Genomic DNA, 12,413 nt, shown 5'->3' on the forward strand with positions numbered 1-12,413 from the left:
AAAAGTAATACAATGGTGTTACTATTAAAAAAGGGAGTGCAAAAGATGACTACTATTACATTAAAAGTTTCTGAAGCTGATAAAACATTTATGAAAGCAATGGCTAAGTTTGAAGGAGTTTCCCTGTCGGAACTTATCCGCACCAAAACTCTTGAAGCTCTAGAAGATGAATACGATGCTCGTGTGGCAGATTTAGCCTATCAAGAGTATTTAGAAGACTTGGAAAAAGGAGTTGAACCCATTACTTGGGAAGAAATGATGCATGATTTAGGCTTGGAGGATGAATAATTTGTATAAATTAGTTCCAACAAGACGTTTCATCAAGCAATTGAAAAAATTGGATCGTTATACGCAGAAGATAATTACAAACTATTTACAAACCAATGTTTTGGAAGACCCGAGACGACACGGAAAGGCTTTGGTTGGTAATCGCGTTGGTCAATGGCGCTATAGAATTGGTAATTATCGAGTTATCGTACAAATTGTAGATGATGAAGTAGTCATTGCTACTTTAGAAGTTGGTCATCGGAGAGATATTTATTGAATTAAAGTTGAGTAATAACAGTATAGAAAGTGAGGAGAGTAAAATTTGAAGAAAAAATGGTTTTTTGCAGATTATTATGATACAACAATTATTTTACTTGCTTTAATCTCTGTTATTCTGGTATTACTTGGATTTGCTGAGATGATTGATTTAGACAGTCCTCCATACAGTATTATTGACTTACAACTTTGGTTTGTGTTTGTGGTAGATTATGGTTGGCGGTTCTTTTCAAGTAAAGCAAAATGGAGGTTTATAATTGAAAATATCTTTGATCTGCTAGCTATCCTGCCTTTAAATGCTATTTTTACAGTATTTCGATTAGGGCGTATCTTCCGCTTAGCAAGGTTGACAAAATTACTGAAACTGACTCGTTTACTTAGAATAATTGGACTTACAGGTAAATTAGAAAGAAAAATTAGTAGATTCTTACGGACAAATGGCCTGATTTATATCTTGTATGTTAATATCTTTATTGTGCTAGTAGGAAGTTCAATTTTATCTGTAGTTGAAGAGAAATCCTTCTCAGATAGTCTTTGGTGGGCTCTTGTGACAGTAACTACTGTTGGTTATGGTGATATTGTTCCAATTTCACTTTTTGGGAAATGGATAGCTGTTTTATTAATGTTGGTAGGGATTGGTACAATAGGAATGTTAACAAGTGCCTTGACGAACTTTTTTGTAAAAGATAATCCAGATGAACAGATAAAACTTGATAAACTTAAAGACGAATTATCGAGCCAAAGAATATTACTAGAGAAACAATCCGAGAAGATAGAAGAACTGCATAGAATGATACAAGATTTGATTGAAAAAAGGTAACTTTGACCATTTAAAAACCACTCGATGAGTGGCTTTTTTACAATCCTGCAAATTCTTTGATTTCTTGTGCTGACATTGAAGAGTCGCAACGGACATTGATTTGTCCATCCGCAATGTGAACAAAGCCTGGTACAGTTGGAATTCCATAGCGTGAGCGGAATTCTTGCAACTCATTGAGTTGGCTTGGTTCTTCACTGTTGATGAAGTAGATGTGGGCTTTGGTTTCAGCTACGACACCTGATAATGTACCTGCAAATTTACGGCAGTAAGGGCAAGTTTTACGACCGATAAAGAAGGTTGCAGTTTCTTTCTTATCAAGAGCTTCTTGCGCACGCGCCACTGTAGTGACTTCAAGGTCTTTGATGTTATCTAAAAATTGTTCCATGAGATTACCTCGCTTTCATTGATATGTCTAGTATGCCATAAAGTTTCTAAAATTGCTTAGATTTGATACGAAAAAAAGATGAGATTGGCTTGTCTCATCTTTTATAGGACCTTATTTTACAAAAGCATTGATTTCTGCTTCGATATTAGCAATCTTGGCTTGTGATTCTTCGTTGGTTTCACCTACAACTGCAATGTAGAACTTGATTTTTGGTTCTGTACCTGAAGGGCGAACAGCAATCCATGAACCGTCAGCAAGTGTGTATTTCAACACATCACTTGGAGGAGTTGTCAAGTTTGTAACAGTGCCGTCAGCAGCAGTAGCAGTTTGTGCCTTGAAGTCTTCTACGACAGTGATAGCTGTTGCGTTCCATTCTTTTGGAGCATTGTTACGGAATTTAGCCATAATCGCTTTGATTTGTTCAGCACCATCGACACCAGAAAGGGTAACAGAGATAGTTTTTTCTGCGTAGTAGCCGTACTCTTTGTAGATTTCTTCGATGCCGTCAGCAAGAGTCAAACCACGTGAACGGTAGTAGGCAGCAAGTTCAGCAACGACAAGAACGGCTTGGATAGCATCTTTATCACGTACGAATGGTTTGATCAAGTAACCGAAGCTTTCTTCAAATCCCATCATGTAAGTATGATTGTGTTTTTCTTCGAATTCTTGGATTTTTTCAGCGATAAATTTGAAACCTGTCAAAACGTTGAACATGGTTGCGCCGTAGCTTTCTGCAATCTTCGTTACCAAGTCAGTTGATACGATTGATTTACATAGGGCTGCATTTGCAGGAAGAGTTCCAGCGTTTTTGTGGGCTTCCAAGATGTATTTAGCCATGATAGCACCAATTTGGTTACCTGAAAGGTTGAGGTAGCTACCATCTTTTTGAAGAACTTCAACACCAACACGGTCTGCGTCTGGGTCAGTTGCGACAAGAACATCTGCACCAACTTGACGACCAAGTTCTTCAGCGAGGGCAAAGGCTGCTTGGCTTTCTGGGTTTGGAGATTTTACAGTTGAGAAGTCTGGGTCAGCAGTTGCTTGCGCTTCAACGACTTGAACAGAGTCAAATCCTGCTTGAGCAAGAGCACGACGAGCCAACATTTCACCAGTACCATGAAGTGGTGTGTAGACAATTTTCATGTCTTTACCAAATTCTTCAATCAAGGCTGGGTTGATGTTCACATCTTTGACTTCTTTGAGGTATTCTACATCGACAGCTTCGCCGATAACTTCAATTAAGCCAGAAGCTTTTTCAGCTTCCACATCAGCAACTTCAACTGCAAATGGATTTTCGATTGCACGGATATAAGTAGTCAAAGCGTCTGCATCGTGTGGAGGCATTTGTCCACCGTCTTCGCCGTAAACCTTGTATCCGTTAAATGGTGCAGGGTTGTGACTGGCTGTGACCATGATACCCGCGAAACAGTTGAGGTGACGAACTGCAAATGATAGTTCTGGAGTTGGACGAAGGCTTTCAAATACATAAGATTTGATGCCGTGTTTAGCAAGAACTGCCGCAGACTCAAAGGCAAACTCAGGTGAGAAGTGACGGCTATCGTAGGCGATTGCTACACCACGTTCTTTTTCATTTCCACCTTTTGACTCAATCAAACGAGCCAATCCTTCAGTAGCTTGGCGAACAACGTAGATGTTGATGCGGTTTGTACCTGCACCAATCAAGCCACGCATACCTGCAGTACCAAATTCAAGATTTGTATAGAAGGCATCTTCCTTAGTTTTTTCATCCATATTTTCTAAATCTTGACGAAGGTAGTCAGGAAGCTCCGCAAAATCAACCCATTTCTGGTAATTTTCTTGGTAAGACATTGAAATTCTCCTTTTTGTAAATTGTTTTAACCGTTCACATTATAGCACTTTTTAGCGTTTTAGTAAAACGGTAGCATAATTTTCAGAAAAGTGCTGTCATATGCCGGTTTATCAAGTCTTGAATGCCTTAGGGAAACATGCTATACTACTTGTATGATTATTTTACAAGCTAATAAAATTGAACGTTCTTTTGCAGGAGAAGTTCTTTTTGATAATATCACCCTGCAAGTTGATGAACGTGATCGGATAGCCCTTGTTGGGAAAAATGGTGCAGGTAAGTCTACTCTTTTGAAGATTTTAGTTGGAGAAGAGGAGCCAACTAGTGGAGAAATCAATAAGAAAAAAGATATTTCTCTGTCTTACCTAGCCCAAGATAGCCGTTTTGAGTCTGAAAATACCATCTATGATGAGATGCTTCATGTCTTTGATAACTTACGTCGGACGGAGAAACAACTTCGTCAGATGGAGTTGGAGATGGGAGAAAAGTCTGGTGATGATTTGGATAAACTGATGTCAGATTACGATCGCTTATCTGAAAATTTTCGTCAGGCAGGTGGCTTTACCTATGAAGCTGATATTCGAGCGATTTTGAATGGATTCAAGTTTGACGAGTCAATGTGGCAGATGAGAATTGCTGAGCTTTCTGGTGGTCAAAATACCCGTCTGGCGCTGGCCAAAATGCTTCTTGAAAAGCCAAATCTCTTGGTATTGGACGAGCCAACCAACCACTTGGATATTGAAACTATCGCTTGGCTAGAGAATTACTTGGTAAACTATAGCGGCGCCCTTATTATTGTCAGCCACGACCGTTATTTCTTAGATAAGGTTGCGACGATTACGCTGGATTTGACCAAGCATTCTTTGGATCGCTATGTGGGCAATTACACTCGTTTTGTCGAGTTGAAGGAGCAAAAGCTAGCTACTGGGGCAAAAAACTATGAAAAGCAACAAAAGGAAATCGCTGCTCTGGAAGACTTTGTCAATCGCAATCTAGTCCGAGCTTCAACGACCAAACGTGCCCAATCTCGACGTAAACAACTGGAAAAAATGGAACGTTTGGACAAGCCGGAAGCTGGCAAGAAAGCAGCCAATATGACCTTCCGGTCTGAAAAAACGTCTGGTAATATTGTATTGACTGTTGAAAATGCGGCTATTGGCTATGATGGGGAAGTCTTGTCACAACCGATTAACCTAGACCTTCGTAAGATGAATGCTGTCGCCATCGTTGGTCCCAATGGTATTGGCAAGTCAACCTTTATCAAGTCTATTGTGGACCAGATTCCTTTTATCAAGGGTGAAAAGCGCTTTGGCGCCAATGTTGAGGTTGGTTACTATGACCAAACCCAAAGCAAGCTGACAGCAAGTAATACGGTACTTGATGAACTTTGGAATGATTTCAAATTGACACCGGAAGTTGAAATCCGTAACCGTCTTGGTGCCTTCCTTTTTTCTGGAGATGATGTTAAAAAATCAGTTGGCATGTTGTCAGGTGGAGAGAAAGCTCGTTTGCTTTTGGCTAAATTGTCTATGGAGAACAACAACTTCTTGATTCTGGACGAGCCAACCAACCACTTGGATATTGATAGCAAGGAAGTGCTAGAAAATGCCTTGATTGACTTTGATGGAACTCTTCTATTTGTCAGCCATGACCGTTACTTTATCAATCGTGTGGCAACTCATGTACTGGAATTGTCAGAGAATGGATCAACTCTCTACCTTGGAGATTACGATTACTATGTTGAGAAGAAAGCAGAAGTAGAAATGATTCAAACTGAGGAAACTTCAACCAGCAATCAAGCAAAAGAAGCAAGTCCAGTTAATGACTATCAAGCTCAGAAAGAAAGTCAAAAAGAAGTTCGCAAACTCATGCGACAAATCGAAAGTCTAGAAGCTGAAATTGAAGAGCTAGAAAGTCAAAGTCAAGCCATTTCTGAACAAATGTTGGAAACAAACGATGCCGAAAAACTCATGGAATTGCAGGCTGAGTTGGACAAAATCAGCCACCGTCAGGAAGAAGCTATGCTTGAATGGGAAGAATTATCAGAGCAGGTGTAAAGATGGAACATCTTGGAAAAGTATTTCGTGAATTTCGGACAAGTGGAAATTATTCTTTAAAGGAGGCGGCAGGTGAGTCTTGCTCTACCTCTCAGTTATCTCGCTTTGAGCTTGGGGAGTCTGACCTAGCGGTCTCACGTTTCTTTGAGATTTTGGATAATATTCATGTGACCATTGAAAATTTCATGGACAAGGCTAGGGATTTTCACAATCATGAACATGTTGCCATGATGGCACAGATTATCCCGCTTTACTACTCAAATGATATTGCAGGTTTTCAAAAGCTTCAAGAAGAACAACTTGAAAAGGCTAAGAGTTCGACGACTCCCCTTTATTTTGAGCTGAACTGGATTTTGCTACAGGGTCTGATTTCTCAAAGAGATTCGAGTTATGATATGAAGCAGGATGATTTGGATAAGGTAGCAGATTATCTCTTCAAAACAGAAGAATGGACTATGTATGAGTTGATTCTTTTCGGTAACCTCTATAGTTTCTACGATGTGGACTATGTCACTCGGATTGGTAGAGAAGTGATGGAGAGGGAGGAATTTTACCAAGAGATTGGTCGCCATAAGAGATTAGTGTTGATTTTGGCTCTCAATTGTTACCAGCATTGTTTAGAGCATCTTTCTTTTGACAATGCAAGCTATTTTGAGACTTATACAGAGAAGATTATTGGTAAAGGTATTAAGCTTTATGAGCGTAATGTTTTTCATTATTTAAAAGGCTTTGCCTTGTATCAAAAGGGACAGTGTAAAGTCAGTTGTAAGCAGATGCAAGAAGCCATGCATATTTTTGACCTACTAGGTCTTCCAGAGCAAGTAGCCTACTATCAGGAACACTACGAGAAATTTGTCAAAGATTAATTTTCCCAAATATGGGAAAAATGAGAAACTCCTCCAAGTTTTGATACAATAGTTTCAAAATTTGAGAGGAGTTTTTATGAATCGATACGCAGTACAGTTGATTAGTCGAGGAGCTATAAACAAGATAGGAAATATGCTCTATGATTATGGAAACAGTGTTTGGTTGGCATCAATGGGAACGATAGGACAGACAGTTCTAGGGATTTATCAGATTTCTGAACTCGTCACATCTATTCTAGTCAATCCCTTTGGTGGAGTTATATCAGACCGTTTTTCTCGTCGTAGGATTTTAATGTCGACAGACCTTGTTTGTGGGATTCTTTGTCTGTCTATTTCTTTTATAAGGAATGACAGCTGGATGATTGGGGCTTTGATTGTTGCCAATATTGTTCAGGCTATTGCTTTTGCCTTTTCTAGACCTGCAAATAAGGCCATTATCACAGAATTGGTAGAGAAGGATGAGCTGGTCCTCTACAATTCTCGTTTGGAGTTGGTCTTGCAAGTTGTCAGTGTGAGTTCTCCTGCACTCTCTTTTCTGGTCTTACAATTCGCAAGTCTTCGCATTACCTTGGTATTAGATGCCCTTAGTTTTTTTCTCGCTTTTGGTTTGGTAGCCTTGCTTCCAAAGAAAGAAGAGAAGACTTTGGGTGAAAAGAAACTCACATTCAGAGTTATTTTTTCTGATATCAAGGAGGGGGTTCACTATATTGTGAAGCAAAAGGAAATCTTCTTTTTATTAGTCATGGCTTCAAGTGTCAATTTTTTCTTCGCAGCCTTTAATTATCTCCTTCCCTTTTCAAATCAGCTATATGGAGTACAAGGTTCCTATGCCACTATTTTGACAATGGGTGCTATCGGATCTATTGTTGGGGCTTTGTTAGCTAGTAAGATTAAAGCTAGTATGGAAAAGCTTTTGTTGTTATTAGCTCTGACTGGACTTGGAGTGATGATAATGGGATTCGACTTCCCCACCTATCTTGCTTTTTCAGGGAATTTCATTTGTGAACTATTTATGACGATTTTCAATATTCACTTTTTTACTCAAGTACAAACCAAGGTTGATGGTGAATATCTGGGCAGAGTCCTTAGTTCGATTTATACCTTAGCTATACTATTTATGCCAATTGCAACAGGTTTAATGACCTTGCTTCCAAGTGTTCATCTTTATTCTTTCTTGATTATAGGACTAGGAGTTGTTGCTTTATCTTTCTTAGCTCTAGGCTATGTACGAACTCATTTTAAAAAAGAGATATAAGTATGTTTGAGTTTTAAAAATAATTCCAATCTAAGTGTTTTTTCCGCCCTTCTCGTTTGTGAGGAGGGCTTAGTTTATGGTAAAATGGTTTTATGAATAAAAGAATGAATGAGTTAGTCGCCTTGCTTAATCGCTATGCGACTGAGTACTATACCAGCGACAATCCGTCGGTTTCAGACAGTGAGTATGACCGCCTTTACCGTGAGTTGGTTGAGTTGGAGGCTGCCTATCCAGATCAAGTATTAGCAGACAGTCCGACCCATCGTGTTGGTGGCAAGGTTTTAGATGGTTTTGAAAAATACAGTCATCAGTATCCTCTTTATAGTTTGCAGGATGCTTTTTCACGTGAGGAGCTTGAAGCTTTTGATGCGCGTGTTCGTAAGGAAGTGCCTCATCCAACCTATATTTGTGAGCTGAAAATCGATGGCTTGTCTATCTCGCTGACTTATGAAAAGGGGATTTTAGTTGCTGGGGCAACACGTGGAGATGGTTCTATTGGTGAAAATATCACAGAAAATCTTAAGCGTGTTAAGGATATTCCTTTGACCTTGCCAGAAGAACTTGATATTACAGTTCGTGGGGAATGTTATATGCCACGCTCTTCTTTTGACCAGGTTAACCAAGCTCGCCAAGAAAATGGAGAGCCTGAATTTGCAAATCCTCGTAATGCGGCAGCAGGCACACTACGTCAGCTGGATACAGCAGTAGTAGCCAAGCGCAATCTTGCAACATTCCTCTATCAAGAAGCCAGCCCTTCAACTCGTGATAGCCAAGAAAAGGTTTTGAAGCACCTAGAACAACTTGGTTTTGTAGTCAATCCTAAGAGAATCTTGGCTGAAAACATAGATGAAATCTGGGATTTTATCCAAGAAGTAGGGCAAGAAAGGGAACATCTGCCTTATGATATTGATGGGGTAGTGATCAAGGTCAACGACTTAGCAGGTCAAGAAGAACTTGGTTTTACTGTTAAGGCTCCAAAATGGGCAGTAGCCTACAAGTTTCCTGCAGAAGAAAAAGAAGCCAAACTTTTATCAGTTGACTGGACAGTTGGCCGTACGGGTGTTGTAACCCCAACTGCAAATCTCACACCAGTACAACTAGCTGGTACGACTGTTAGCCGTGCGACCCTGCACAATGTGGATTATATTGCTGAAAAAGATATCCGCAAAGACGATACGGTTATCGTTTATAAGGCTGGTGACATCATCCCTGCTGTTTTGCGTGTGGTAGAGTCTAAACGTCTTTCTGAAGAAAAACTAGATATTCCATCACATTGCCCAAGTTGTGACAGTCACTTGCTTCATTTTGAAGATGAGGTGGCTCTCCGTTGTATCAATCCACGTTGCCCTGCCCAAATTATGGAAGGTTTGATTCACTTTGCTTCTCGAGATACTATGAATATTACAGGACTTGGTCCATCTATTGTTGAGAAGCTTTTCGCTGCTAATTTAGTCAAGGATGTGGCGGATATTTACCGTTTGAAAGAAGAAGATTTCCTCCTTTTAGAGGGGGTTAAGGAAAAGTCTGCTGCTAAACTGTATCAGGCCATCCAAGCATCTAAGGAAAATTCTGCTGAAAAGCTCTTGTTTGGTTTGGGCATTCGTCATGTCGGAAGCAAGGCCAGTCAGCTGTTACTTCAACATTTTCATTCAATCGAAAATCTGGCTCAGGCAGATCCAGAGGAAGTGGCTAGTATTGAGAGTCTGGGTGGTGTGATTGCCAAGAGTCTTCAGACTTACTTTGCTACAGAAGGCTCTGAAATTCTCCTCAGAGAATTGAGAGAAGCTGGGGTCAATCTGGACTATAAAGGTCAGACTGTAGTGGTAGATGCAGCCTTGTCAGGCTTGACCGTTGTATTGACTGGAAAATTGGAGCGACTCAAGCGCTCAGAAGCTAAAAGTAAACTCGAAAGTCTGGGTGCCAAAGTGACAGGCAGTGTTTCTAAAAAGACAGACCTCGTTGTTGCAGGAGCAGATGCTGGAAGTAAACTTCAAAAAGCACAAGAACTTGGTATTGAAGTTCGAGATGAAGCTTGGCTCGAAAGTTTGTAAAGAATAGTAGAAGGCTAGATGTTAGATAGTCTGAAACTGTCTATCCTGAAGTGTTTTGACATGAATTGAGTCTATCTTGAGTCAGAAATTAAATTGCTGAATCTATCAGCACCACATAAAAAATTAAATTAAAATTAGAAATTAGGAAAAGAAATGTTAAATTACCCTGTAGTCATCCATTTTCATCGAAAAAACGGGGATTATGCAGCCTGTTCATTTAGTAGAAAACAGGCGGACAATGTTGAAAAATTGTATTATGAAAATAACTTTTTTGGAGCAAAGTTCTCCTTCACAGTTACAAGTCAAGAAAAGTTAGAAAACCTGAAGTTTTCTGTCGAGATTGATGGGACAGTTAAGGAATATTCCGTGCGTTATAACTACTATCCGCTTCTGACAGAAGTTTGGATTTTAGAGGGCGACGAGACTGTTTATTATTCTGAAAACCCAGCCATTGCTAGTTCTTACTACAAAGATCAAAATCCATTTGCTTTTGATAGAGCAATACATAGCGCTAGTTTTGATCACCACTGGGGCTACCAAGGAGAACTAGGTTACAGTCTTTCAGATTATCAGACTAGCTTTAAACTTTGGGCTCCTACGGCTACTGCTGTACAGGTGGTTGTCTACGAAAATACCAGCAACGACGCTCCGATTTGGAAAACCTTTAATCTAGAGCGTGGTAATAGCTATTCATACAGTCATAAGTACAATACCATTGGTGTTTGGAGTCTAGACTTAGATGAAAATCTTGCTGGCAAGGCTTATCAGTATCAGATTGACTTTCCTCACCACCAGACTGTGACGAGAGATCCTTACACGATTGCCACAAGTCCTGACGGCAAACGTTCCGTAATTCTTTCTCATCAAGACAGACAAGTAGAAGGATTTGTGGTCAAACATGGAACAGAAGCGCCTTGGCGTTTGGAAAATCCATGTAAAGCAGTTATCTGTGAAATGCATATCCGAGATTTAACCAAATCTCCGACCTCTGGAGTTGCAGAGCATCTCCGTGGAACCTTCCTTGGTGCTGCCCAGACTGGAACTGTAAACCAATTCGGACAAGCAACCGCCTTTGACTATATCAAAGAACTTGGCTGCAACTATGTTCAACTCCAGCCTATCTTTGATCGCCATAAGGAATACGATGAGGATGGAAATGTAACCTATAACTGGGGTTATGACCCTCAAAACTACAATGCACCAGAACCAAGTTTTTCTAGTAATCCAGATGATCCAGGGCAGGTCATTCGTGATTTGAAGACCATGGTTCAAGCCTATCACGATGCGGGGATTGGTGTCATTATGGACGTGGTTTATAATCACACCTTTTCAACGGTTGATGCACCTTTCCAAACAACTGTCCCTGATTACTACTATCGTATGAATCCAGACGGTACCTTCCAGAATGGAACAGGTGTTGGAAATGAAACAGCCAGTGAACACAAAATGTTCCGCAAGTACATGATTGATTCTCTTCTATACTGGGTACAGGAATACAATATTGACGGCTTCCGTTTTGACTTGATGGGTATTCATGATGTCAAAACCATGCAAGCGATTCGTTGGGCGCTAGATGAGGTTGATCCCCGTATTATCACTTATGGAGAAGGCTGGGATATGGGAACAGGTCTTGCAACTTATGATAAGGCCAAGAAGGATAATGCCTACCAAATGCCAAATATCGGATTCTTCAATGATAATCAGCGTGATGCGGTCAAAGGAGGAGAAGTTTATGGTGCAATCAAGTCAGGATTTGTAAGTGGTGCAGCCACTGAACCAATCATTGCCAAGGCCATTCTTGGTAGCCGAGAATTGGGTTCTTATCTCAGTCCAAACCAGGTTCTCAACTATGTTGAAGCCCATGACAATTACAATCTTCATGATTTGTTGGCGACTCTTCATCCTGATCAAAGTTCAGACCAGATTATGCGCAAGGTTGAGACGGCGACAGCAATGAACCTTCTCATGCAAGGAATGTCCTTTATGGAAATTGGCCAAGAATTTGGTCGAACCAAATTAATTCCGACGGGTGAACATGGACAACTCACTTCGGCAGACCGAGAACGTGCTATGAATAGTTACAAGGCTCCTGACAGTGTTAACCAAATAAACTGGGATTTAATCAATGAAAGACAAGAAAGCATTGACTTTGTCCGTCAAATTATTCGACTGAAAACACAGACTAGCGCCTTTTCTTATCCTACATACGAAGAAGTTTACCGTCATGTCTTTGTTCACACAGCTGCAGAAAATAGCGGATGGATTGTTTACGAGATTCACGGGGGGCCAGAACATCTATTGGTAGTATTCAATGCCAAGGGAACTTCCTTATACTTTGAAAATGCAGGAAATCTAGAAATGCTTGTGACCAATAGCCATTTAAGTGATAAAGACATGGTTGGTGGCGTCAGTGCCAGCGTCTTTAAAGTTTTGTAGAATAGATTTACAATTTAAATTCATTTGTGGTGCTTTATCTGTTAATAAAATCAGGAGATTCGTTTCCTGATTTATTTTTTTACTTAAAATTATATTTTTTGTTAGCTAAATAACGAACTTTGTGATAGTATTATTAAAAAACAATTCGTTTTCAAAGCGTTTCTGAAAATTT

10 protein-coding genes are annotated in these 12,413 nt (G+C 40.0%); 8 read left to right on the forward strand and 2 right to left on the reverse strand.

The window, feature by feature from the left end; all coding sequences use genetic code 11:
- Positions 1-45: 45 nt before the first annotated feature.
- Genes relB through ADJ60_RS06780 form a run of 3 tightly spaced genes read left to right on the forward strand, consistent with a single transcriptional unit; the run spans position 46 to position 1,363 of the window.
- Positions 46-288: a type II toxin-antitoxin system RelB family antitoxin gene (relB, locus tag ADJ60_RS06770; protein ID WP_000208079.1), complete on the forward strand. Its 243-nt coding sequence runs from the start codon at positions 46-48 to the stop codon at positions 286-288.
- A gap of 1 nt (position 289) precedes the next feature.
- Positions 290-544 (forward strand): type II toxin-antitoxin system RelE family toxin, encoded by a 255-nt coding sequence (locus tag ADJ60_RS06775; RefSeq protein WP_004254226.1) that lies wholly within the window; start codon positions 290-292, stop codon positions 542-544.
- Positions 545-589: 45 nt separating this feature from the next.
- The gene (locus ADJ60_RS06780; protein WP_049544233.1) at positions 590-1,363 is read left to right on the forward strand and encodes a potassium channel family protein; all 774 of its coding nucleotides are present in this window, start codon (positions 590-592) and stop codon (positions 1,361-1,363) included.
- Positions 1,364-1,400: 37 nt separating this feature from the next.
- Here the strand turns inward: ADJ60_RS06780 and ADJ60_RS06785 are convergent, their stop codons facing one another.
- Complete coding sequence (locus tag ADJ60_RS06785) at positions 1,401-1,748, reverse strand: thioredoxin (RefSeq protein ID WP_049544234.1); 348 nt, start codon at positions 1,746-1,748, stop codon at positions 1,401-1,403.
- Positions 1,749-1,859: 111 nt separating this feature from the next.
- Positions 1,860-3,578 carry a phospho-sugar mutase gene (locus tag ADJ60_RS06790; RefSeq protein WP_049544236.1) on the reverse strand — a complete coding sequence of 573 codons (1,719 nt, stop codon included), beginning with the start codon at positions 3,576-3,578 and terminating at the stop codon, positions 1,860-1,862.
- 153 nt (positions 3,579-3,731) lie between these two features.
- On the opposite strand from ADJ60_RS06790, the gene ADJ60_RS06795 reads away from it, so the two are divergent.
- From ADJ60_RS06795 to pulA, 5 genes are all read left to right on the forward strand, one after another.
- On the forward strand, positions 3,732-5,633 hold the full coding sequence (locus ADJ60_RS06795) for an ATP-binding cassette domain-containing protein (RefSeq protein WP_049544238.1): 1,902 nt from the start codon (positions 3,732-3,734) through the stop codon (positions 5,631-5,633).
- Positions 5,634-5,635: 2 nt separating this feature from the next.
- Positions 5,636-6,499: an XRE/MutR family transcriptional regulator gene (locus ADJ60_RS06800; RefSeq protein ID WP_049544297.1), complete on the forward strand. Its 864-nt coding sequence runs from the start codon at positions 5,636-5,638 to the stop codon at positions 6,497-6,499.
- 76 nt (positions 6,500-6,575) lie between these two features.
- Positions 6,576-7,754, forward strand: coding sequence for an MFS transporter (locus ADJ60_RS06805; RefSeq protein ID WP_049544240.1), 1,179 nt, complete (start codon positions 6,576-6,578; stop codon positions 7,752-7,754).
- 92 nt (positions 7,755-7,846) lie between these two features.
- Entirely contained in the window at positions 7,847-9,805 is a 1,959-nt protein-coding gene (gene ligA, locus ADJ60_RS06810) for an NAD-dependent DNA ligase LigA (protein WP_049544242.1), read from the forward strand.
- A 153-nt stretch (positions 9,806-9,958) separates the two neighbouring features.
- Positions 9,959-12,241: a type I pullulanase gene (pulA, locus tag ADJ60_RS06815; RefSeq protein ID WP_049544244.1), complete on the forward strand. Its 2,283-nt coding sequence runs from the start codon at positions 9,959-9,961 to the stop codon at positions 12,239-12,241.
- Positions 12,242-12,413: the final 172 nt, after the last annotated feature.

This window comes from Streptococcus pseudopneumoniae (assembly GCF_001076775.1).
Taxonomy (GTDB): Bacteria; Bacillota; Bacilli; order Lactobacillales; family Streptococcaceae; genus Streptococcus; species Streptococcus pseudopneumoniae_G.